Raw genomic sequence first — 20792 nt, forward strand, 5'->3', positions numbered from 1 at the left:
GTCTGCGCCACCGCCTGCGGATCGCGCTCGGCCTTCAGCCGCGCCAGCTTGTCGAGCTGCGCCGCGCGCACAGCCAAGTTGTCGACCTTGAGCACGTCGATCGGCATTTCCCGCGCGGGGCGGTAATTGTTGACGCCGACCACGGTCTGGGCGCCAGAGTCGATCCGCGCCTGGGTGGTGGCAGCGGCTTCCTCGATGCGCAGCTTGGGGATGCCGGCCTCGATTGCCTTCGCCATGCCGCCGAGCGCTTCCACCTCGGCGATGTGGCCGAGCGCCTTGTGTGCCAGATCGGCGGTCAGCCTTTCCACGAAGAACGAGCCGCCCCATGGGTCGATGGCCCGCGTGGTGCCGCTTTCCTGCTGTAGCAGTATTTGCGTGTTGCGGGCGATGCGGGCGGAGAAGTCGGTGGGCAGCGCCAGCGCCTCGTCCAGCGCATTGGTGTGCAGCGACTGGGTGTGCCCCTGCGTCGCCGCCATCGCCTCCACCATGGTGCGCATGACGTTGTTGAACACGTCCTGCGCCGTCAGGCTCCAGCCCGAGGTCTGCGAATGGGTGCGCAGCGGCAACGACTTGGGGTTCTGCGCGCCGAGATCCTTCATCAGCTTGGCCCAGATCAGCCGGGCGGCGCGCAGCTTGGCGACCTCCATGAAGAAGTTCATGCCGATCGCCCAGAAGAAGGACAGGCGCGGCGCGAAGGCGTCGACGGAAAGCCCCGCACCCTGGCCGGCGCGAATGTATTCCACGCCGTCGGCGAGCGTGTAGCCGAGTTCCAGATCCTGCGTCGCCCCGGCTTCCTGCATGTGGTAGCCGGAAATCGAGATCGAGTTGAATTTCGGCATGTTGGCCGACGTGTAGGAAAAGATGTCGCCGATGATCCTCATCGAGGGCCCCGGCGGATAGATATAAGTGTTGCGGACCATGAACTCCTTGAGGATGTCGTTCTGGATGGTCCCGGACAGCTTCGCCTGCGGCACGCCCTGTTCTTCCGCCGCAACAATATAGAGCGCCAGCACCGGCAGCACGGCACCGTTCATCGTCATCGACACGCTCATCTGGTCGAGTGGGATGCCGGAGAACAGCGTGCGCATGTCGTAGATGGAATCGATCGCGACGCCGGCCATGCCGACATCCCCCGCCACGCGCGGATGATCGCTGTCATAGCCGCGATGGGTGGCGAGATCGAAGGCGACCGACAACCCCTTCTGCCCGGCGGCGAGGTTGCGCCGATAGAAGGCGTTGGAGTCCTCGGCCGTGGAGAAGCCCGCAGATTGCCGGATCGTCCAGGGCTGGTTGACATACATCGTGGGGTAGGGGCCGCGCAGATAGGGCGGCAGACCCGGGAGGGTGTCGATGAAGGGCAAGCCCTCGCGATCCTGCGGGCCGTAGAGCGGCTTCACCGCAATGTCCTCGGGCGTCAGCCATGGCTCGCCTGCCGCCGCGGCGGCACCAGGCAACGCCGAGCCATCGAAGACCATCTTCGTGAAATCGGGGATCGCGCTCATGGCCTGCTCCCGTCGGACTTGTCCCACCACTGGTGGAAGTGATGAACCGGCCCATGGCCGTGGCCGACCGCGACCTGATCGGCGGCGGCGATGGCGGCCGAGATATAGCTCTTCGCCTCGCCCACAGCCTCGGCCAGGGGCAGGCCCTTGGCGAGATTGGCGGCGATCGCCGAGGACAGGGTGCAGCCGGTGCCATGGGTGTTGCGCGTATCGAGCCGCGGGGCGTTGAAGCGCCGGCGCGCGCCGCCCGCGAGCAGGAGCAGATCGCTTGAGACATCGCCGCTGCCATGCCCGCCTTTGATCAGGACATTCGCGGCCCCTAGGGCGGCCAGCTTCTCGGCCTGCTCGTCGACCGCCGCGTCGCTCTGGGCCGGCGTGGTGCCGAGGAGGGCGGCGGCTTCCGGCAGATTGGGCGTGATCAGCGTCGCGAGCGGAAACAGATGCTCGCGCACCGCTTCCACCGCCGCTTCCTCCAGCAGCCTCGCCCCCGAGGCAGCGATCATCACCGGATCGAGCACGATGTTCTTCGCACCATGCTTTCGAAGCCCGGCCGCGACCGTCTCGATCAGTTCGGCCGTGGCCAGCATGCCGATCTTGACCGCGCCGACGTCCAGATCCTCGAAGACCGCATCCATCTGCTGCGAGACGAAGGCGCCCGGAACCGCGTGGATCGCCCGCACGCCGGTGGTGTTCTGCGCCGTCAGCGCGACGATGACGCTGGAGCCATAGACCTGATGGGCGGCGAAGGTCTTGAGGTCGGCCTGTATGCCGGCGCCGCCGCTGGAATCCGAGCCGGCGATGGTGAGCGCGATGGCGGTCAAATCCTGTCTCCGATCAAGCCGAGGCGGCGGCTTGCGCCCGCGTCAGCGTCTCCACCGCGTCGCAGCCTGCAAAGATGAACGAAACCACGCCGGCCTGGTTCAGTGCGGCTTCGCTCTCAGCCGGTCGCCCGGCGAGCCAGACCGTGGCGCCGGCATTCGTCAGCGCTTCGGCGGCCGCAGCGCCTTCTTCGGCATAGGCGGAATCCGAGCCGCACAGGCAAGCGAGTCTTGCCCCCGACTCACGGAAAGCGCCCACGAGCGCGTCCAGATCGGTCGCGCCATCGCTCGCATGGCTGTCGCCGCCGCTCGCTGCGAGGCCCCCGGCCGCGAACAGGTTGCGTGCGAAGCCGGCTCGCGCGGTGAAATCGGCCAGCGGGCCGAGCGTGGCGAGAAAGACGGTCGGCGGCGTCGCTGCTGCCTGCGCCTTGTCGCGCAAGGCCTCGAACGGCTCGGCCAGCCGCAGCGAGGGCAGGGGCTCGATCGACAGGGCATCCGCGCTCGCGATCAGCCCCTGCGAGCGGTCGCCGCCCGCAACGAAAGCCGCGATGATATCGGCAGGATCGAGCGAAGCGTCGGCGGCCGGCGTCCGTTGCGTTCGCGCCGCCGGCGCAACGGGCAGCACCTCGACGTGGCTTTCGTTGAGGTTGGGAAATTCACTGGTTCCGGTGATCGGTGAGCGCCGCGTCGCCACCGCTTTTTCCGCCGCGGAGCGGGAGCGGGCGAGATCACGCTGCACCTGCCCGCTGGCGAGCGCCGCGACGAGGCCCCGCCCCGTCTCGCCGGCCGAAGCCTCGATCTCCTGGAAGCAGGCCCAGCTCCGCTCGCACAGGCCCTGCGTCAGCGCCTCGAACCCGCCTGCGCCGGCGGCCGGATCCGCCACGCGCCAGAGCTGCGCTTCCTCCAGGAGGACGAGCTGCGTGTTGCGCGCGACGCGGCGTGCGAATCCGTCGGCCAGGCCGAGCGCGGCGGTGAAGGGCAGCACGGTCAGCGAATCCGCGCCGCCGACGCCGGCCGAAAAGGCCGCGACGGTGCCGCGCAGCAGATTGACGAAGGGATCGCGCCGGGTCAGCGAGCGCCAGCCGGTTTCCACATGGATCGGCACCGACCGGGGCGCGAGCCCGCAGGCCTGCTCTACCCGCGCCCAGAGCAGCCTGGCGGCGCGCAGCTTGGCAATGGTCAGGAATTCGTCCGTATCGGCGACGAGGGTGAAGGCGATGGCGTCCCGCGCCTGCTCCAGCGCCATGCCCTGCGCCTCGAGCGCCCTGAGATAGGCCACCGCGCTCGCCAGCATAACGGCGAGCTCCTGCGCCTCGCTGGCGCCCGCCTCGTGGGCCGGCCGCGTATCGACCGTGACGAAGGGCCCACTGAAGCCGCGCCCCTTCAGGCTGGCGATCGCGGCCGCGAGCCGGCGCCCGACTTCGCTCCAAGGCGCCGCGATCGAGCCGATCGTACTCAGCACGCCGAGCGGGTCGAAGCCGAAGGAGATGTCGAGCGAGGCCGGATCGAGCCCGCGCTTCTCCACCAGCGCGGCCAGCAGCAGGGCGTTGACCCGCCCTTGCGGCGCCGGATCGAGCCGCAGCTGGATCAGATCGAGCATCACGCCGTCGAGCGCCCGGTCCAGCGCCGCGACATCGTCCGCGACGAGGCCGTAGCCGCGCGCCGCCGCCGCGCCGGCGAAGCTGATCGTCAGGCTGTCGGCACCCCCTTCGAGTTCGGCCAGGGCCAACGCGTTGGCCTCGGCCGGATCGGGATGGTCGAGACGGGCCGCGACATGCCAGCGGCCGGGCGTGGCCCGAAGCGCTCGCGGGCCGGTGGCTGCGGGGTAAAGCGGTTCGATCCGCAATCCATCGGCGCTGCGGCCGACGAGCTTCTTCTCGAAATCGGCACCCTTCAGCACCTTGTCGACGGCGCTGCGCCAGGCCTCTCGCGACGGCGCCGGGAAGGCGTCGAGATAGGGGAGGTCGGAGGGGGCTGCCGAACTCATGAGCGCCGTTGCTCCTCTCGCGCCGCTGTCGCCGGCTTTCGCCGCGCGCCATTGTGCCGTCGTCGCGGGCTGATTGCCATGGGCAGCGCCGCACGGCCATTCCCACTTCGTCGCAAACGCGGTGCGCGTTTGCGCGAAAACGCAAAACGCCGCCCGATCGGGCGGCGTCTCGGCAAGCAATGCTCCGCCGGAGTCAGACGAACTGGCCGAGGCCGGGAATCGCACCGACGATCGCGCCCATCGTGTCCTCGCCCGCCTTCTCGCGGCCGAAGGCGAACATCTCCTTCGACACGGTCTGGATCTGCGGCATCGAGAGACCCGCGCCCATCAGCTGCCCGCCCAGCGCCATCACGCCGCCACCGCCGCCCATCAGCCCGCCGATCGCCCCGAGCATGCCGCCCTTGGCGCCGGATTCGGCATTGGCGAGATCCTGCGCGCCCGGCATCGCCGCCATCAGCTCATTGATTTCGGCGGCAGGGCCTTCCTTCTGCAGGAAGGCCAGGATGATACCGACCGCCTTGCGCGCCAGATCCTCGTTCAGGCCCGAAGCCGCGACGATGCGTGAAATCAGCTCATCCATGGGTCGATCTTCCCTGTCATTGGCGCCATCCCGGCACCATCCGAAATAGTTTACATGTTTACGATCTCGAAGCCAACGCTTCGGGCTTCCCGCTGCGGCAGGGTTTCGCTACACCCGGTTCGTGACGTTTTCAGACGAGACGGACGGTCGATATGGCGGATGACGGCGCGATTCTGGTCGGCAAGAGCAGCCTGAATGGGACAAGCGACAAGTCCGAAAGGCTGCTGCTCAAGCTCGCCAACCGGCATGGACTCGTCACCGGCGCGACCGGCACCGGCAAGACCGTCACGTTGCAGGTGATGGCCGAGGGCTTCGCCCGCAACGGCGTTCCGGTCTTCGCCGCCGACATCAAGGGCGACCTCTCGGGTGTCGTTGCTCCGGGAGATGGTAAGCCCGCTTTCGTCAACCGGGCCAAGGAACTGGGGCTCGACTACCAGCCGGACCAGTTCACCACCGTGTTCTGGGACGTCTTCGGCGAGCAGGGCCACCCCGTCCGCGCCACCATCTCCGAGATGGGCCCGCTGCTGCTGGCCCGCCTGCTCGATCTCAACGACACGGCCGAGGGCGTGCTCAACATCGCCTTCCGTATCGCCGACGAGCAGAAGCTCCTGCTGCTCGATCTCAAGGATCTGCGGGCGATCCTGACCTATGTCGCCGACAATGCCGCCGAGCTGAAGACCAAATACGGCAATGTCAGCGCGACCACGGTCGGCACGATCCAGCGCGCGCTGCTGGTGCTGGAAAACCAGAAGGGCGACCTTTTCTTCGGCGAGCCGGCGCTCGAGATATCCGATCTGATGAAGACGGATCGCGAGGGGCGGGGCATCGTCAACATCCTCGCCGCCGACAAGCTGATGAACAATCCGCGGCTTTACGCCACCTTCCTGCTCTGGCTGCTCTCGGAGCTCTTCGAGCAGTTGCCGGAGGTGGGCGATCTTGAAAAGCCCAAGCTCGTCTTCTTCTTCGACGAAGCGCATCTGCTCTTCAACGACGCGCCCAAGGCGCTGCTCACCGCCGTGGAGCAGGTGGTGCGCCTGATCCGCTCCAAGGGTGTCGGCGTCTATTTCGTGACGCAGAACCCGCTCGATATTCCCGATACCGTGCTCGCCCAGCTGGGAAACCGCGTGCAGCATGCGCTGCGCGCCTTCACCCCGCGCGATCAGAAAGCGGTGCGCGCCGCGGCGACCACCTTCCGCCAGAACCCGGCCTTCGACACCGAGCAGGCGATTACCCAGCTCGCCGTAGGCGAAGCGCTGATCTCGATGCTGGAAGGCAAGGGCTCGCCGGAGATGGTGTCGCGCGCGCTGGTCGCTCCGCCGATGGCGCAGGTCGGGCCCTGCTCGCCGCAGCAGCGCCAGCAGGCGATCCAGCAATCGCCGGAACGCGGCAAATACGAGACCATGATCGACCGCGATTCCGCCTATGAGGAACTGGCGCGGCGCAAAAACCTCAATCCGGACGGAACGCCGGTCGAGGCCTCGACCACGGGCGGCGGCGGCATTCTCGACACCATCGGCGGGTGGATCGGCGGAGCCCCGCAGCAGCGCCCGAAGACCGGTCCCGGCTCGCGCGGCGGGCCGCTGCCGCAGAGCATGGCCGAAAAGATCATCACATCGGCCGCCCGCTCCGCCGCCACCTCGATCGGCCGGCAGGTCGGGACGGCGATCCTGCGTGGCATCCTAGGGTCGATGTCCGGGAAGCGGTGAAGCGGCACTCGACTGCGTCATTGCGAGCGAAGCGAAGCAATCCAGAGGACCTGGCAGAACCGTTCTTCGCAGTCCCCCTAAATTGCTTCGTCGCTGCGCTCCTCGCAATCACGGCTGAGCCTCAAGCCCCCGTCGCGAAATCCACGATCAGCTTCACGTTCAGCACGATGATGATGACCGCGATGATGGCGGCGACTACCGTGAGCCAGCGCGGCGCGACCATCTCGCCCATCTTCGCCTTGGAAGCCGTCAGCATGACCAGAGGCACCACCGCGAAGGGCAATTGCAGGCTGAGCACCACCTGGCTGAGAATGAGCAGCTTGGCCGTCTGCCCTTCGCCATAGATCAGCGTCACGGCAATCGCGGGCACGATCGCGACGAGGCGCGTGATCAGGCGGCGCAGCCAGGCGGCCAGCCGGATGCGCAGGAAGCCTTCCATCACGATCTGGCCCGCCATCGTGGCCGTCACCGTCGAGTTCAGGCCGCAGCAGAGCAAAGCGATGGCGAAGAGCGTCGGCGCGATCGAGGCGCCGAGCAGCGGCTGAAGCAGCTCCTGCGCCTTGCCGAGTTCGGCGACGTCGTGCTGGCCGGCCTTGTGGAAGGTGGCGGCGGCCAGGATCAGGATCGCGGCGTTGATCAGCAGCGCGAAGCACAGGGCCACGGTGGAGTCGATGGTGGCGTATGTCAGGGCCTGCCGCTTCTCGGGCAGGCTCTCGCCATAGGCGCGGGTCTGCACGATGCCGGAATGCAGATAGAGATTATGCGGCATCACCGTCGCGCCGATGATGCCGAGCGCGATGTAGAGCATGTTGGGGTTGGTGACGATCTCGGTCGTCGGCGCGAAGCCCTTGATCACAGCGCCCCAATCCGGGTCCGCCATGGCGATCTGCACGGCGAAGCAGACCGCGATAACGCCGAGCAGCGTGATGATGAAGGCTTCCACCCAGCGGAAGCCCTTGGTCTGCAGCCACAGGATCAGGAAGACGTCGAGGCCGGTGATCAGCACGCCGATTTCGAGCGGGATGCCGAAGAGCAGGTTGAGGCCGATGGCGGTGCCGATCACCTCGGCCAGATCGGTCGCGCAGATGGCGAGTTCCGCCAGCAGCCAGAGCGGGAAAGCCATATAGGGCGGGTAGGCGTCGCGGCAGGCCTGCGCCAGATCGCGCCCCGTCGCCACCGCCAGCCGCGCGCAGAGCGACTGCAGGATGATCGCCATGATGTTGGAGACGAGCGCGACGACCAGCAGCGTGTAGCCGAATTGCGCGCCGCCGGCGAGCGAGGTCGCCCAGTTGCCGGGGTCCATATAGCCGACTGCAACGAGATAGCCGGGGCCGAGAAAGGTCAGGAATTTGCGCCAGGACGACATTCCGGCCGTAACCTTCACGGTCCGGAATACATCCGCCAGCGAAGGCTCGCCGCGCGCCCTGAGCCAGAACGACGAGGATTCCGGGGCCGGTGCGGTCATGGCGATACCTTGATGCGAATGGGTCGCAATAAGGGCTAGGGCCTCTGGCGGCCCATGTCAAGCTAGTTGCAACTCGTTTTCAATAAGGACCTCAGCCCGACCCGCCGGCGAGGCTCTGCGGCGGATTTGCGGGCTGACGCGGGCCGGCTGGCTTGCCATGATGGCGTCATCTGAATCGCATCCGGTGCCGCCATGTCCGAACCATCCAGTGCCAAGCTGCCCGCCATTCTCGCCCGGCTCGACGCCGAGCTCGACGCTTCGCTGGCGCGTCTCTCCTCCTGGCTGGAAATCCCCTCCGTCGGCACCGATCCGGCTTTCGACGCGCAGACGCGCGCGGCGGCCGAGTGGCTACGGGCCGATCTGGAGAGCCTCGGCTTCAAGGCCGAGCTGCGCGAAACGGGCGGTCACCCGGTCGTTCTCGCTCATCGTCCCAAGCCCGGCGCACCGCATGCCCTGTTCTACGGCCATTACGACGTGCAGCCGGTCGATCCGCTGAATCTGTGGGAGACCGAGCCTTTCAAGCCTGTCATCCGCGAGATGGAGCCCGGACGGAAAGTGATTTCCGCCCGCGGCGCCTGCGACGACAAGGGGCAGGTGATGACCTTCATCGAGGCCGTGCGCGCGACGCTGGCCGAAACCGGGGATCTGCCGATCGGCCTCACCATCCTGGTCGAGGGCGAGGAGGAATCCGGTTCGGTCAACCTGCCGGGCTACATCAAGGCCAGTGCCGCCGAGCTGAAGGCCGATTTCGCCATGGTCTGTGACACCGGCATGTGGGACCGGCAGACGCCGCTGATCACCTCGACGCTGCGCGGCATGGTCTATCAGGAGGTGACGCTGACGGCGGCCGATCGCGACCTGCACTCCGGCCTTTTCGGCGGCGCCGCCGCCAACCCGATCCACATTCTGGCGAAGATCGTCGGCGAATTGCATGACGAGACCGGCCGCGTCACCCTGCCGGGCTTCTATGATGGCGTCCATGAGCCGACCAATGCCCAGAAGGCCGAATGGGCCGATCTCGGCCTCACCGAAAAGGAATTCCTGGGCCAGGTCGGCCTCAAGCATTCCATCGGCGAGAAGGGGCGTTTGTTGGTCGAGCAGATTCAGTCTCGCCCGACCTGCGACGTCAACGGCATCTGGGGCGGCTATACCGGGGACGGCAGCAAGACGGTCATCCCCGGCAAGGCCTCGGCCAAGGTCTCCTTCCGCCTGGTCGGGGATCAGGACCCTGCGAAGATCGCCGAAGCTTTCCATCAGTTCGTTCGCGACCGGCTACCCGAGGACGTGACGGCAGAATTCATCAGCTATTCCGGCTCGCCGGCGCTGTCCGTGCCTCAGGACTCGCCCGTGCTGCTCAAAGCACGCAAGGCGCTGGCCGAGGAATGGGGCGGGCGGGTCGTCTCGCTCGGCAGTGGCGGCTCGATCCCCGTCGGCGGCGACTTCAAGCGCACGCTGGGCATCGACACGCTCTTCGTCGGTTTCGGGCTCGACGACGACCGCGTGCATTCTCCCAACGAGAAATACGATCTCTCGTCCTTCCAGAAGGGCCAACGTTCCTGGGCCCGGATCTTGCAGGCTCTCGGCTCATGAAATCCGTCTGTGTCTTCTGCGGCTCCAATCCCGGCAACGATCCCGTCTATGCGGCAGGCGCCCGGGCGATGGGGGCCGAAATCGCCCGTCGCGGGCTGATCCTGGTCTATGGTGGCGGCGCTGTCGGGCTGATGGGCATCGTCGCCAATGCGGCGCTCGAAGCGGGCGGCGAGGTCCATGGGGTCATCCCCAAAGCGCTGCGCGACAAGGAGGTCGGGCATTTCGGGCTGACGCGGCTCGATATCGTCGACACCATGCACACCCGCAAGGCCCGCATGGCGGAGCTGTCGGACGGCTTCATCGCCATGCCCGGCGGCATCGGCACCTTCGAGGAGCTGTTCGAGATCTGGACCTGGGGCCAGCTCGGCATCCATGGCAAGCCGCTCGGACTGCTCAACGTCGCGGGCTTCTACGACCCGCTGGCGATGTTCCTCGACCGGACGGTTGAGGCCGGCTTCCTGAAGCCCGGCCATCGTGCGATCGCGATGACCGATACCGAACCGGCGACGCTCCTCGACCGGATGGCGGATTATGTGCCCGCCGCGACCTACAAATGGGTCGAGAAGGAAGAGGTCTGAGTTATCCCCGAGGCCGCTGCGCCTCAAGGTTGTAGGAATATGTTCTTGACATCGTGACGCTGATCCGGTAGACATCGGGAACGCTCACGAATTGGGTCCGAACGAAGCCGCCGCGCTCCCCAGCCGGCGGCTTTTTCGTGCCCGTCAGCAGGGACAGGCGCGATGGCAGAGGACCAAAGTCAGGCCGGTGAGAGGCCGGCCGCCCCCAGGCCCAAGGGGGCGGCGGTCAGCCGCAAGCGCGTGGTGAGCCAGCTCTGGCGCGCCGCCAAGCGCCAGCTCGATGCGCATGAGGAGCATCTGGCCGACCTGCCCAAGGGCTCCGCCGCCAGCGAGGCCGACGCCAAGGCGCTGGCGACGCTGGCGCGAACCATCCGCGAACTGGTGGCAATCGACGAGCCGGCCTCCGGCCGAAAGGACAAGCAGACGGATGATCTTTCCGCCGCAGACGGCCTGCGACATGTCGCACAACTCCGTGAAGATCTTGCTCGACGTCTTGAGGCCCTTGTCGCCGCGGAGACGGGTGAAGCTTCTGAAGGAGTTGGTGCAGACGGCGCCGCCTGAACTCGTCGAGGTCATCGAGAAACATTGGGCCTTCTGGGCAAGGCCGGACCAGTTGCCTCCCGAACCGCTGATGCCGATCTGGCTGGTCCTTGGCGGCCGTGGCGCCGGCAAGACTCGCACCGGCGCCGAATGGGTCAAGGGCATGGCTCTCGGCCATCCGCCCTATTCGAAAGCGAAGACGGAACGCATCGCCCTGATCGGGGAGACGCAGGGACAGGTGCGGGACGTGATGATCGAGGGCGTGTCGGGTTTGTTGTCGATCCATCTGCGCGGAGAGCGGCCCAGCTGGTCGCCCTCGCTGCGGCAATTGAAATGGCCGAACGGCGCGATCGCACAGGTTTTCTCGGCCGAGGATCCCGAGAGCCTTCGCGGCCCGCAATTCGGTGCCGCCTGGTCAGACGAGCTGGCGAAATGGCCGAACCTTCAGGAGTGCTGGGACATGCTGCAATTCGGATTGCGCCTCGGCGACCATCCGCGACAGATCGTGACGACGACGCCCCGGCCGCTCCCGCTGGTCAAGCGACTGCTCGTCGAGCCGAATGTCGCCGTGAGCCGGGCGAAGACGGCCGATAACCGCTTCAATCTGGCGGCCGAGTTCGTGCGCACGGTGACGCAGACCTATGGCGGCACGCGGCTCGGCCGGCAGGAGCTCGACGGCGAGATCGTCGAGGAGAGTGCCGATGCGCTCTGGACCCGCGCCATGATCGAGGCCGGGCGCGAGCGCGAGGCGCCCTCCTTATCGCGGATCGTCGTCGCCGTCGATCCGCCCGCGACCTCCTCGCGGCGGGCCGATCGCTGCGGGCTGGTGGTCGCCGGTCTAGACGCGCTGGGCTTGGGGCATGTGCTGGAGGATGCGACGCTGGCCGGCGCCAGGCCGCATGAATGGGCGCAGAAGGCCGTCGCGCTCTATCGCCGCCATGAAGCCGATGCGCTCGTCGTCGAGGTCAACCAGGGCGGCGAAATGGTCGAAAGCGTGATCCGCGAGGTCGATGCCGGTGTTCCGGTGATCGCCGTCAGGGCGACGCGCGGCAAATATCTGAGGGCCGAGCCGGTGGCCGCGCTCTATGCCCAGGGCCGTGTCCACCATGCCGGTGCCTTCGCGGAGCTGGAAGACGAGATGTGTGCCTTCGGTCCCGGCGGCCTCGAAACCGGCCGTTCCCCCGACCGGCTCGACGCGCTGGTCTGGGCGCTCACGCATCTGATGCTGGCGCCGAAGTGCCGGCCCCGGGTGCGGGGGATGTAGATCCGACCGGCTTTTGAGCGCCGTTTCACGCTCCAACAGCGAGACCTCCATGTTCGATTTTCTTCGCAGCCTGCGCGGCCTCGCCGCGCCGGATCAGAAGCGCTCGCGCGTCGGGCCGCTCATCGCGCTGCACGAGGCGGGGCGGGCGGTCTGGACGCCGCGCGACTATGTCGCTCTTTCGCGCGAGGGCTATGAGCGCAACCCGGTGGTGCATCGCTGCGTCCGGCTGATCGCGGAAGCGGCGGCGCAGATGCCGCTCGTCGCCAGGGCTGGCGATCGCGAGCGGCCGGACCATCCCGCCCTGGCGCTGATCGAGCGGCCCAATCCGCGCCAGGGCGGCATTGCCTTTCGCGAGACGCTGTTCGGCCACCTGCTCGTCGCCGGCAGCGCCTATGTCGAGGCAGTCTCGGCGGGGCGCGAGCCGCGTGAGCTTTACGCGCTGCGTCCCGACCGGATGCGCGTCGTGCCCGGCCGCGACGGCTGGCCGGAGGCTTATGACTACACGGTCGGCGGCGAGACGGTGCGCTTTCGGCAGGAGGGGGGCGCGCTCCCACCGATCCTGCATCTGACGCTGTTCCATCCGGTCGACGACCATTACGGGCTCTCGCCGGTCGAGCCGGCGGCGACCGCGCTCGATATCCACAACGCCGCCAGCAATTGGCACAAGGCGCTGCTCGACAATGCGGCAAGGCCCTCCGGCGCGCTGGTCTATGACGGGCCGGACGGCGCGACGCTGACCGAAGCCCAGTTCGAGCGACTGAAGCAGGAGCTGGAAGACTCCTTTCAGGGCGCCCGCAATGCCGGCCGCCCGCTGCTGCTGGAAGGTGGCCTCGACTGGAAGCCGCTCTCGCTCACCCCCGCCGAACTGGATTTCGTCGCGGCCAAGGGGGTTGCGGCGCGCGAGATCGCGCTGGCCTTCGGTGTGCCGCCGCTGCTGCTCGGTCTCGCCGGCGACAACACCCACGCCAATTTCGCCGAGGCCAATCGCGCGCTCTGGCGCCAGACGGTGATCCCGCTGGTGCGGCGCACGGCCCAATCGCTGGCGCAATGGCTCGGCCCGGCCTTCGGCGAGGATCTGACGTTGGAGCCCGATCTCGACGCCGTCGAGGCGCTGGCTGACGAGCGCGAATCGCTGTGGCGCAGGCTCGGCGCGGCAGACTTCCTCGACCCGGACGAGAAGCGTGAAGCGGTCGGCTATGGCCGGCGCACTGCCGGAAAGGACGCATCATGAACCTGCTCGACCAGATCGTCACGGCCTTCGTCGGCCGGGCGGATGTCGGCCATCTCGGCCTGCTGCTGTGGGCGGCGAGCGCATCGGGCCTCGCCTGGCTGGTCCTGCGCGAGCTCACCGCCGCCAATCGCCGCTTCGACGATTTCGTCCGTGAACTCAACCGCTTCAACGCCCGCTACGAGGGAGACGCGCCATGAAGGCAAGCCGCTCGACCACATCGCCGTCGCGACCGGATGCGACGCGCCCACCGGGGCCCCGCTCGCCGGCGGGCGCGCCCCGCGAAACCTTCAGCAGCTTCGTGCGCAATCTCGCCAGGCTCGAGAGCGAACGCGGCCCGGCGCCGAAGGGTGGGGCCGATCGCCGATGAACCAGCTGCATCGCTTGCCTTTGGAATCGAAGCTCTTGCCGCTGCAGCCCAGCCGTATCGCCATGGATGGCACCTTCGAGGGCTATGCCAGCCTGTTCCGCATGCCCGACCTCGGCAAGGACATCGTCGAGCCCGGCGCTTTCCGCGAGAGCCTGGCGCGGCGCGGTCCGGCCGGAGTGAGGCTGCTCTGGCAGCATGATCCGGCCGAACCGCTCGGCCGCTGGCTGAGCCTGATCGAGGACAGTCGCGGCCTGTTCGTGCGCGGGCGGCTCTCGCTCGCCGTCGCCCGGGCCCGCGAGATCCATGCGCTGATGCGCGATGGCGCGATCGACGGCCTGTCGATTGGCTTCCGCCCCGAAAAGGCGCGCAGCGAGCCCCGAACCGGCCTTCGTCGGCTCGAGCGCGTCGATCTCTGGGAGATATCGATCGTCACCTTTCCGATGCTGCCGCAGGCGCGGATCAGCGCCGTCAAGGCCATGCAGCGGCCCGCCGCCTTCGCCTGACATCCTTTTCTCTGAAGTCGTTCCACCAGGAGATCCCATGACCCATCTCGACCACGCCCCCGAAAGCAAGGCTGCCGGTGCCGATCTGGCATTGGCCTTCGAAGACATGCGCTACACGCTGGAAAGCTATCGTGCCGCCAATGAGGAGCGCCTCGCTGGGCTCGAGGCACGCCAGGGCGGCGATCCGCTGGTGGACGAGAAGCTCGCCCGCATCGACGGGGCTCTCGACGATGCGCTGCGCCGCATCGACCGGCTGACGCTCGACCGCGGCCGGCCGGCTCTGGGGCAGGATGGGCGGGACGCGCGCGACCCGCTGGTCGCCGAGCACAAGGCGGCCTTCGCGGCCTATATCCGCACCGGCGAGGCCGGCGGGCTGAAGCGGCTCGAATCCAAGGCGCTCTCGGCCGGTTCGGGTCCGGATGGTGGCTATCTCGCGCCCTCCACCGTCGAGGGCGAGGTGCTGCGCCGTCTCGCGACCGTCTCGCCGATCCGCTCGCTGGCGACGGTGCGCACCATCTCGTCCGGCACCTACAAGAAGGCCTTCTCCACCACCGGGCCGGCCTCCGGCTGGGTCGCCGAAACGGTCGCGCGCCCGCAGACCGGCTCGCCCACGCTGGCCGAGCTCTCCTTCCCGGCCATGGAGCTCTACGCCATGCCGGCGGCCACCCAGACGCTGCTCGACGACGCCATCGTCAACATCGACCAGTGGATCGCCGAAGAGGTGGAGAGCGCCTTCGCCGAACAGGAGGGCGCGGCCTTCGTCAATGGCGACGGCGTCGACAAGCCCAAGGGCTTCCTGGCCTATCCGACCGTGGCGGAGTCCGCCTGGAGCTGGGGCAATATCGGCGTGCTGAACACGGGCGCAGCCGGCGCCTTTCCAGCCGCCAATCCCGGCGACGCGCTGATCGATCTCGTCTATGCGCTGAAGGCCGGCTACCGCCAGAACGGTTCCTTCGTCATGAACCGCAAGACGCAGGGTGCGATCCGCAAGTTCAAGGACGCCGACGGCAATTATCTCTGGCAGCCCCCTGCCTCGGCGGGCGCTGCGGCGACGCTCCTCGGTTTCCCGCTGATCGAGGCGGAGGACATGTCGAACATCGCCAACAACGCGGTTTCGATCGCCTTCGGCGATTTCCGCCGCGGCTACCTCGTGGTCGACCGGGCGGGCGTCCGCATCCTGCGCGATCCCTATTCCGCCAAGCCTTATGTGCTGTTCTACACGACCAAGCGGGTCGGCGGCGGGGTGCAGGACTTCGCCGCGATCAAGGGCCTCAAATTCGCGGCCTGAGGGAGCACGCGGGATCGTCTCCCCGAGCGGGCGCGTCACCGACGCTCGGGGAGCCTCTCAGCGCGAGAAGGACCAGTTGCCGCTCGCGCCGGATGGCGAGCCCTGGAGAGGCTCGCCGAGAGCTAGAAGCCGGGCGCTGGCCTGCGAGATCCACTCGCGATGCTCGCTCACCGGGGTGATCGCGGTGAAGCCGCCGCAGATCAGCCGGGCCCGCGTCTTCAGCGGTCCGCTCGACCAGCTGACGATGCCGACCAGATCGCGCGAGCGGGCCTGCCCGCGGATCACCGGCCCGCCGGAATCACCGCGGCAAGCGCCGGCACCCGGCGTTTCGCCGCGCGATTCGATATCGACCGCGACCTTGACCGTGTTCTGGGTTGTGTAGTTGCCGACATTTAGCAGCTGCGTCTCGCGCAGTTGGCGGGCGGTGCGGCGATTGTTCTCCGATGCCAGGCCGTAGCCCGCCATCGTCACGGTTTCGCCCTGCCAGAGTCCGCCGCCGAGCATGAGCGGCTCCATATCCTCCGGCAGAGGTTGCGCAAGGCGCAGCAGCGCGAGATCCGTGCCCGGCTGGGTGCGCGGGGTGGTGCCGGGCACGAAGCTGGGATGCGGCAGCACCGCGAGCACCGGCTGGCGCCGCGCCCGAAAGCGCGGATCCAGACTGACGACGCTGATCGAGCCGCCATCCATCAGGCAATGCGCCGCGGTCAGGACGATCTGCGGAGCGATCACCGCGCCCGAGCACAGTTCGCCGCGGCTTGTCTCCACCCGGACGGTCGAGGCGCGGGTGCCCTGGACGTCACGCGGTGCCACGCCGCCGATAACGGCCAGAGCAGGCTGCGCGGCCGCCAGAGAAAGCGAGAAACTCAGGAGGCGGAGCGAACGCGCGAGCATGGTCCACATCGATGACAAGGGCAGATCAATTTAGAAGAGACTGCGGCGCAGTCCAGCGGTTCCGTCACGGGCCGGCCGACCAGCGTGCATTTTGGCCCCAGCCGGCGATGGTGGAATCGATCCAGCCCCGTTGCGGCGCGACCAGGACCCCCTGGCTCAGCAGGCCGCAATCGCGCCCGGCCGGTCCGGTGGACCAGCTGCTGATCGCGACGACGGCCTGTCCGCTGAAGATTGGGCCGCCGGAATCGCCCTGGCAGGCACCGGCGCCCGGCCGCTTGCCGCCTCCGGCAGGATCGGCCGCCCAGAGCAGGATGCGGCCGGGCCCATAGGGCTCGATCGCCTGCAGCTGCGCCGACCGATAGCTGCCGGTCGAGCGCGCCTCGCCTTCGCGCGAGACGCCATAGCCGGCGAGCGTGACCGCAGCGCCTACCCGCGGAGCGGCGGCCGCGTCCAGCGTCGCCGGCGTAAAACGCGGCGGCAGGGGATCCGCCAGCCTGACGAGCGCAAGGTCGATCGAGCGGCGTCGCTCGCTGACAGCCTTGGCGTTGAATTGCGGATGCAGGGTTACGGCGGCGGGCGCGACCAGCACCGGCTCGCCGGCCTGGCGCCAATGCACGCGCAGCTCGGTGCCGCCGGCCGCGCAATGCGCCGCCGTCAGGACGGCTTGCGGCGAAAGCACGACGCCTGAGCAGACGCCGCCGCGGGCGTTGAGGACCATCACCGTCGCGCTTTCGGCCGGCCCGCCCTCGCGGCCACCGACAACCGCCTGTGCCGGCAGTGCCAGCAGGGCGAGGCCGAAAACCGCCATCCCGTTCACGATGCGCATCGAACGCTCCTCCCGGGAGCGGGATAGCGCGTCGCCCGCCGTAAATGAACCCGCAACGGAGCAATCATGACGCCGCTTGCCCTGGAGCCTCCGGCCGAAGAGCCGGTCTCGCTCGCCGAAGCCCGGCAGTTTCTGCGCCTCGATGCCGCCGATGAGGACGATCTCCTCGCCATGCTGGTGACGGCCGCTCGCCTGCTGGTGGAGGCCGCCTCGGGCCGATGCCTCGTCGATCAGCATTGGCGGATCGCGCTGGATCGCTGGCCCCGGACGGGCGAGATCCGCCTGCCGCTGGCCCCTGTCAGCGCGGTTCTCGCAGCGCGGGTCTATGACTCGGCGGGAACCGCCCAGCAGGTCGCGCCGGGAGTCTTGACGCTCGATCGGGCGGCCGATCCGCCGCTGATCCACATGTCGCAGAGCGTTGCGGAGCCCGGTCGCGCCCATGGCGGGATCGAGATCGACGTCGTCGCCGGTTTCGGCCCGACCGCCGCCTCCGTGCCCGCACCTTTGCGCCAGGCCGTGCTGAGGCTGGCGGCGCGCTGGTTCGAGGAGCGCGGCGATGTGGCCAGCCGGGACGCTGCGAGTCTGCCGCGACCGATCGCTGCATTGGTCGCGCCTTATCGCCGGGTGAAGCTGTGACGGCGGCGCAAGATCGGATCGCGATCGGCGGCCTTCGCCGGCGGCTGTCGCTGGAAGCGCCCGTGGAGACGCCGGACGGTCTGGGCGGCGTCACCCGCGGTTTTGTGACCGTCGCCGCCTTCTGGGCCAGTGTCGACTGGCTCGGCGGTGCCGAGCAATGGCGGCAGGGCCGGCCGCAACAGACAGGCAGCCATCGAATCGTCTTGCGCTGGCGGGCCGGGGTCGATGCCGGCATGCGCCTGCGCGACGGCGCCCGCATCTTCGAGATCAAGGCGACGGGCGATCCCGACGGCTCCCGCCGGCGGCTCGTCTGCCTGGCCGACGAGGTGACGCCATGACCGGCGCGATCCTCTCTCTACGTGCGGCCGTGCAGGCCCGGCTTGGCGCCGATGCCGCTCTGACGGCGCTGATCGGCGCCGGCCGGATCTTCGACGAGCCGCCGCGAGGGCTGGCGGGCCTTTATGTCGTCCATGGCGATGTCGAGGCGCGCGACGGGTCGACCGGCACCGAATCCGGCTGCGAGCAGGAGTTCGCGCTCGTCGTCTGGGCCGGGCAGAGCGGTTCTTCGCGCCAGGCGCTGGAGGCGGCCCGGTTGATCGTGGCGGCACTCGACGAAGCCGCTCTCCAGCCTGCCGGCCATGTGCTCGTCGATTTGCGCTGGCTCTCCACCCGGCTCGCGCGTGATCCGCGCAGCGGCCTGCCGAACCTCACCTTGCGCTTCCGCGCGGTGACCGAGCCGGCCTGATGTTTCCCCGACCGATCTGAAGGAGAGCCGCATGTCGGCACAGAAGGGCAAGGATCTGCTGCTGAAGGCGGCGGATGGACAAGGTGCGTTCGTGACCGTCGCGGGTTTGCGCGCCCGGCAGATCGCTTTCAACGCGGAGACCGTCGACGTCACCCATTCGGAATCGGTCGGCCGCTGGCGGGAGCTGCTGCAGGGGGCGGGGATGCGCCGCGCCGCCATCAGCGGCGCCGGCATCTTCAAGGACGGCGCTTCCGATGCGCTGGTGCGGCAGACCTTCTTCGACGGGATCATCCGCGACTGGCAGGTCGTCGTACCGGATTTCGGCACGATCCAGGGGCCGTTCCAGCTCACCAGCCTGGAATATCGCGGTGAACACGCCACCGAGGTCACCTTCGACCTGTCGCTGGAATCGGCGGGCGCACTCGCCTTCACCGCTCTGTGAGGATCAACCCGATGGTCAATCGTCATCGCGGCGAGACCGCGCTCATGGTCGAGGGGGAGGCGCTTCCGATGCGCCTGACGCTCGGCGCGCTGGCCGAGCTCGAACATGCCTTCGCTGTCGACAGCCTGCCGGCGCTGGGCCAGCGCTTCCTCTCCGGCCACCTCTCGGCCCGCGACATCATCCGCATCATCGCCGCCGGGCTGCGCGGAGCGGGCAGGGCGATCCGCGACGAGGACGTTGCTGGGCTGCCCTTCGACGGGGGCCTCGCCGGGGCCATCCGGGCTGCGATCGGCCTGCTGGAGGCGACCTTCGGCGACGACGAGGCCCGCCCTCCGCAACCGCCGGCGGCGTGAGCGCCCCGGCGGCCTTTCCCTGGCAAGAGGCGATGGCCTTCGGCCTCGGCCGGCTGGGCTGGCCGCCGGACCGGTTCTGGGCTGCGACGCCGCGCGAGCTCGCGGCCGCCATGCGCGCCTTCCGTCCGGCAGCCGCCGCCGCACCCGACCGCTCCGCCCTGGCTGCGCTGCTCGCGGCCTTTCCCGACGGTTGAGCCCGTCGCTTGAATCAATGTCTGAAGAGGATGCCATGGCCGAAGAGGATGCTTTCGACTCCGTCCGCCTGTCCGACATGCGGGCGATGGACAGCCTAACTCAATCTCTCAGCCGCTCCTCGGAAAGCTTTGGTAAATCGATCGTTACCGCCTTCTCTCGCGGCGTGGTCGAGGGGCGGCGCTTCGAGGACACCCTGCGCAGCATCAGCCGCTCGATGACGGGCAGCCTGCTGAAGTCGGCGCTGAAGCCGCTGCAGAGCGGAATCTCCGAATTGCTCGGCAGCGGGGTGAAGAACCTCGCCGGTCTGCTCGGCGGCGGCCTCGGCACGATCGGCGGCGCGAGCGTCCCGGTCGCTCCTTTCGCCGAGGGCGGCATCGTCGCCTCGCCTTCCTATTTTCCGACCGGGCGCGGCCTCGGCCTGATCGGCGAGAGCGGCGCGGAGGCGATCCTGCCGCTCTCGCGGGGGCCGGACGGGCGCCTCGGCGTGCGAGCCGGCGGCGGGGCCTCGCGTCCCCTCTCCGTCACGGTCCAGGTCTCGACGCCCGACGCGGCAAGCTTTCGTCGCTCGGAAGCGCAGGTCGCGGCTGCCGTCGCGCGGGCCGTCGCCCGCGGCAGCCGTGCGCTCTGAGCGGAGGACGCGATGAGCGATTTCCACGAGGTCCGTTTCCCGCTCGACATCGCCCGCGGCGCGCGCGGAGGTCCCGAGCGCCAGACCCAGATCGTCACGCTGGCCTCGGGCCGGGAGGTGCGCAACAGCCGTTGGGCCCATTCCCGCCGACGCTACGATGCCGGGCTGGGCGTTCGCTCGCTCGATGCCCTGGCCGAGGTGGTGAGCTTCTTCGAGGAAAGGCGCGGGCGGCTCTACGGCTTCCGCTGGCGCGACAGGCTCGACTGCAAGAGCGGCCCGCCCTCGCGGGAGCCGCGCGCCGACGATCAGCTGATCGGCACCGGCGACGGCGTCACGGCGACATTCCAGCTCTGCAAGAGCTACGGCAGCGGCATGGAAGCCTATCGGCGGGACATCGCCAAGCCGGTGACGGGCAGCGTCATCTTGGCGGTCGACGGGACCGCGCAGCCACCGGAGGCCTTCGTCTGCGAGATGACGACCGGCCTCGTCACCTTTGCCTCCGGCCATGTCCCGGCGCCGGGCGCCGCGGTGTCCGCCGGCTTTGCCTTCGACGTGCCCGTCCGCTTCGACACCGATGCGATCGAGGTCGATCTGTCGGCCTTCGAGGCGGGCGAGATCCCGCACATCCCCGTCGTCGAAATTCTGCCCTGAGGCGAT

The 20792-nt window shown here is 68.6% G+C and carries 24 protein-coding genes; 17 read left to right on the forward strand and 7 right to left on the reverse strand.

Going from position 1 to position 20792, the window contains the following annotated elements; all coding sequences use genetic code 11:
- The 4 genes from scpA to ACOJTB_RS08250 all read right to left on the reverse strand — a co-directional run.
- The coding region (gene scpA / locus ACOJTB_RS08235) for a methylmalonyl-CoA mutase (RefSeq protein ID WP_420102044.1) at positions 1 to 1502 on the reverse strand (1502 nt) is incomplete at its 3' end.
- A complete protein-coding gene (thiD, locus tag ACOJTB_RS08240) occupies positions 1499 to 2323 on the reverse strand; it encodes a bifunctional hydroxymethylpyrimidine kinase/phosphomethylpyrimidine kinase (RefSeq protein ID WP_420102045.1) in 825 nt (274 codons plus the stop codon). The genes thiD and scpA, both read right to left, overlap by 4 nt.
- Before the next feature lie 13 nt (positions 2324 to 2336).
- A complete protein-coding gene (locus ACOJTB_RS08245) occupies positions 2337 to 4307 on the reverse strand; it encodes a methylmalonyl-CoA mutase family protein (RefSeq protein ID WP_420102046.1) in 1971 nt (656 codons plus the stop codon).
- Between the two features lie 193 nt (positions 4308 to 4500).
- Positions 4501 to 4887, reverse strand: coding sequence for a DUF2267 domain-containing protein (locus ACOJTB_RS08250; protein WP_420102047.1), 387 nt, complete (start codon positions 4885 to 4887; stop codon positions 4501 to 4503).
- Positions 4888 to 5039: 152 nt separating this feature from the next.
- On the opposite strand from ACOJTB_RS08250, the gene ACOJTB_RS08255 reads away from it, so the two are divergent.
- Positions 5040 to 6593, forward strand: a complete 1554-nt coding sequence (locus tag ACOJTB_RS08255) for a helicase HerA-like domain-containing protein (RefSeq protein ID WP_420102048.1) — start codon at positions 5040 to 5042, stop codon at positions 6591 to 6593.
- Positions 6594 to 6714: 121 nt separating this feature from the next.
- Here the strand turns inward: ACOJTB_RS08255 and ACOJTB_RS08260 are convergent, their stop codons facing one another.
- Positions 6715 to 8058, reverse strand: a complete 1344-nt coding sequence (locus tag ACOJTB_RS08260; RefSeq protein WP_420102049.1) for an Nramp family divalent metal transporter — start codon at positions 8056 to 8058, stop codon at positions 6715 to 6717.
- Between the two features lie 192 nt (positions 8059 to 8250).
- Here ACOJTB_RS08260 and ACOJTB_RS08265 point away from each other — a divergent pair, with 192 nt between their 5' ends.
- The 8 genes from ACOJTB_RS08265 to ACOJTB_RS08300 all read left to right on the forward strand — a co-directional run bounded on the left by ACOJTB_RS08265 (position 8251) and on the right by ACOJTB_RS08300 (position 15419).
- A complete protein-coding gene (locus ACOJTB_RS08265; protein WP_420102050.1) occupies positions 8251 to 9648 on the forward strand; it encodes a M20/M25/M40 family metallo-hydrolase in 1398 nt (465 codons plus the stop codon).
- Positions 9645 to 10226, forward strand: a complete 582-nt coding sequence (locus ACOJTB_RS08270) for an LOG family protein (protein ID WP_420102051.1) — start codon at positions 9645 to 9647, stop codon at positions 10224 to 10226. The genes ACOJTB_RS08265 and ACOJTB_RS08270 overlap by 4 nt, the downstream gene beginning before the upstream one ends.
- Before the next feature lie 243 nt (positions 10227 to 10469).
- Positions 10470 to 10787 carry a hypothetical protein gene (locus ACOJTB_RS08275; RefSeq protein WP_420102052.1) on the forward strand — a complete coding sequence of 106 codons (318 nt, stop codon included), beginning with the start codon at positions 10470 to 10472 and terminating at the stop codon, positions 10785 to 10787.
- Positions 10684 to 12030 (forward strand): DNA-packaging protein, encoded by a 1347-nt coding sequence (locus ACOJTB_RS08280; protein ID WP_420102053.1) that lies wholly within the window; start codon positions 10684 to 10686, stop codon positions 12028 to 12030. Before ACOJTB_RS08275 ends, ACOJTB_RS08280 begins: the two co-directional genes overlap by 104 nt.
- A gap of 49 nt (positions 12031 to 12079) precedes the next feature.
- Entirely contained in the window at positions 12080 to 13261 is a 1182-nt protein-coding gene (locus tag ACOJTB_RS08285) for a phage portal protein (protein ID WP_420102054.1), read from the forward strand.
- Positions 13258 to 13458: a hypothetical protein gene (locus ACOJTB_RS08290; protein WP_420102055.1), complete on the forward strand. Its 201-nt coding sequence runs from the start codon at positions 13258 to 13260 to the stop codon at positions 13456 to 13458. The genes ACOJTB_RS08285 and ACOJTB_RS08290 overlap by 4 nt, the downstream gene beginning before the upstream one ends.
- Positions 13459 to 13624: 166 nt before the next feature.
- Entirely contained in the window at positions 13625 to 14131 is a 507-nt protein-coding gene (locus ACOJTB_RS08295; RefSeq protein WP_420102056.1) for an HK97 family phage prohead protease, read from the forward strand.
- 37 nt (positions 14132 to 14168) lie between these two features.
- Positions 14169 to 15419, forward strand: a complete 1251-nt coding sequence (locus ACOJTB_RS08300; protein WP_420102057.1) for a phage major capsid protein — start codon at positions 14169 to 14171, stop codon at positions 15417 to 15419.
- A gap of 57 nt (positions 15420 to 15476) precedes the next feature.
- Here ACOJTB_RS08300 and ACOJTB_RS08305 read toward each other — a convergent pair whose 3' ends face one another.
- Together ACOJTB_RS08305 and ACOJTB_RS08310 are read right to left on the reverse strand one after the other, a co-directional pair.
- On the reverse strand, positions 15477 to 16310 hold the full coding sequence (locus ACOJTB_RS08305) for a S1 family peptidase (protein WP_420102058.1): 834 nt from the start codon (positions 16308 to 16310) through the stop codon (positions 15477 to 15479).
- Positions 16311 to 16374: 64 nt separating this feature from the next.
- Positions 16375 to 17136: a S1 family peptidase gene (locus ACOJTB_RS08310; protein WP_420102059.1), complete on the reverse strand. Its 762-nt coding sequence runs from the start codon at positions 17134 to 17136 to the stop codon at positions 16375 to 16377.
- Positions 17137 to 17202: 66 nt separating this feature from the next.
- Between ACOJTB_RS08310 and ACOJTB_RS08315 the strand changes: the two genes are divergently transcribed.
- The 8 genes from ACOJTB_RS08315 to ACOJTB_RS08350 are packed head-to-tail and all read left to right on the forward strand — an operon-like array spanning position 17203 to position 20786.
- On the forward strand, positions 17203 to 17772 hold the full coding sequence (locus ACOJTB_RS08315; protein ID WP_420102060.1) for a head-tail connector protein: 570 nt from the start codon (positions 17203 to 17205) through the stop codon (positions 17770 to 17772).
- A complete protein-coding gene (locus ACOJTB_RS08320) occupies positions 17769 to 18110 on the forward strand; it encodes a phage head closure protein (protein WP_420102061.1) in 342 nt (113 codons plus the stop codon). Before ACOJTB_RS08315 ends, ACOJTB_RS08320 begins: the two co-directional genes overlap by 4 nt.
- Positions 18107 to 18517: a DUF3168 domain-containing protein gene (locus ACOJTB_RS08325; protein ID WP_420102062.1), complete on the forward strand. Its 411-nt coding sequence runs from the start codon at positions 18107 to 18109 to the stop codon at positions 18515 to 18517. The genes ACOJTB_RS08320 and ACOJTB_RS08325 overlap by 4 nt, the downstream gene beginning before the upstream one ends.
- Before the next feature lie 31 nt (positions 18518 to 18548).
- Positions 18549 to 18959 carry a phage major tail protein, TP901-1 family gene (locus ACOJTB_RS08330; protein ID WP_420102063.1) on the forward strand — a complete coding sequence of 137 codons (411 nt, stop codon included), beginning with the start codon at positions 18549 to 18551 and terminating at the stop codon, positions 18957 to 18959.
- Positions 18960 to 18970: 11 nt separating this feature from the next.
- Complete coding sequence (locus ACOJTB_RS08335; protein WP_420102064.1) at positions 18971 to 19312, forward strand: gene transfer agent family protein; 342 nt, start codon at positions 18971 to 18973, stop codon at positions 19310 to 19312.
- Positions 19309 to 19506 (forward strand): phage tail assembly chaperone, encoded by a 198-nt coding sequence (locus ACOJTB_RS08340; protein WP_420102065.1) that lies wholly within the window; start codon positions 19309 to 19311, stop codon positions 19504 to 19506. Before ACOJTB_RS08335 ends, ACOJTB_RS08340 begins: the two co-directional genes overlap by 4 nt.
- A 35-nt stretch (positions 19507 to 19541) precedes the next feature.
- Positions 19542 to 20135: a phage tail tape measure protein gene (locus ACOJTB_RS08345; protein WP_420102066.1), complete on the forward strand. Its 594-nt coding sequence runs from the start codon at positions 19542 to 19544 to the stop codon at positions 20133 to 20135.
- A gap of 12 nt (positions 20136 to 20147) precedes the next feature.
- Positions 20148 to 20786: a phage distal tail protein, Rcc01695 family gene (locus ACOJTB_RS08350; protein ID WP_420102067.1), complete on the forward strand. Its 639-nt coding sequence runs from the start codon at positions 20148 to 20150 to the stop codon at positions 20784 to 20786.
- The last annotated feature ends 6 nt before the right edge of the window (positions 20787 to 20792 follow it).

The sequence above is a fragment of the Allobosea sp. genome (assembly GCF_048595345.1).
GTDB lineage: Bacteria > Pseudomonadota > Alphaproteobacteria > Rhizobiales > Beijerinckiaceae > Allobosea.

Bases quoted from the DNA above. Each gene is read 5' to 3' on its own strand.
- ACOJTB_RS08245 (WP_420102046.1), bottom strand. From the start codon at position 4,307: ATGAGTTCGGCAGCCCCCTCCGACCTCCCCTATCTCGACGCCTTCCCG.
- ACOJTB_RS08250 (WP_420102047.1), bottom strand. From the start codon at position 4,887: ATGGATGAGCTGATTTCACGCATCGTCGCGGCTTCGGGCCTGAACGAG.
- ACOJTB_RS08255 (WP_420102048.1), top strand. From the start codon at position 5,040: ATGGCGGATGACGGCGCGATTCTGGTCGGCAAGAGCAGCCTGAATGGG.
- ACOJTB_RS08260 (WP_420102049.1), bottom strand. From the start codon at position 8,058: ATGACCGCACCGGCCCCGGAATCCTCGTCGTTCTGGCTCAGGGCGCGC.
- ACOJTB_RS08265 (WP_420102050.1), top strand. From the start codon at position 8,251: ATGTCCGAACCATCCAGTGCCAAGCTGCCCGCCATTCTCGCCCGGCTC.
- ACOJTB_RS08270 (WP_420102051.1), top strand. From the start codon at position 9,645: ATGAAATCCGTCTGTGTCTTCTGCGGCTCCAATCCCGGCAACGATCCC.
- ACOJTB_RS08280 (WP_420102053.1), top strand. From the start codon at position 10,684: ATGTCGCACAACTCCGTGAAGATCTTGCTCGACGTCTTGAGGCCCTTG.
- ACOJTB_RS08285 (WP_420102054.1), top strand. From the start codon at position 12,080: ATGTTCGATTTTCTTCGCAGCCTGCGCGGCCTCGCCGCGCCGGATCAG.
- ACOJTB_RS08290 (WP_420102055.1), top strand. From the start codon at position 13,258: ATGAACCTGCTCGACCAGATCGTCACGGCCTTCGTCGGCCGGGCGGAT.
- ACOJTB_RS08295 (WP_420102056.1), top strand. From the start codon at position 13,625: ATGAACCAGCTGCATCGCTTGCCTTTGGAATCGAAGCTCTTGCCGCTG.
- ACOJTB_RS08300 (WP_420102057.1), top strand. From the start codon at position 14,169: ATGACCCATCTCGACCACGCCCCCGAAAGCAAGGCTGCCGGTGCCGAT.
- ACOJTB_RS08305 (WP_420102058.1), bottom strand. From the start codon at position 16,310: ATGCTCGCGCGTTCGCTCCGCCTCCTGAGTTTCTCGCTTTCTCTGGCG.
- ACOJTB_RS08310 (WP_420102059.1), bottom strand. From the start codon at position 17,136: ATGCGCATCGTGAACGGGATGGCGGTTTTCGGCCTCGCCCTGCTGGCA.
- ACOJTB_RS08315 (WP_420102060.1), top strand. From the start codon at position 17,203: ATGACGCCGCTTGCCCTGGAGCCTCCGGCCGAAGAGCCGGTCTCGCTC.
- ACOJTB_RS08325 (WP_420102062.1), top strand. From the start codon at position 18,107: ATGACCGGCGCGATCCTCTCTCTACGTGCGGCCGTGCAGGCCCGGCTT.
- ACOJTB_RS08330 (WP_420102063.1), top strand. From the start codon at position 18,549: ATGTCGGCACAGAAGGGCAAGGATCTGCTGCTGAAGGCGGCGGATGGA.
- ACOJTB_RS08335 (WP_420102064.1), top strand. From the start codon at position 18,971: ATGGTCAATCGTCATCGCGGCGAGACCGCGCTCATGGTCGAGGGGGAG.
- ACOJTB_RS08345 (WP_420102066.1), top strand. From the start codon at position 19,542: ATGGCCGAAGAGGATGCTTTCGACTCCGTCCGCCTGTCCGACATGCGG.
- ACOJTB_RS08350 (WP_420102067.1), top strand. From the start codon at position 20,148: ATGAGCGATTTCCACGAGGTCCGTTTCCCGCTCGACATCGCCCGCGGC.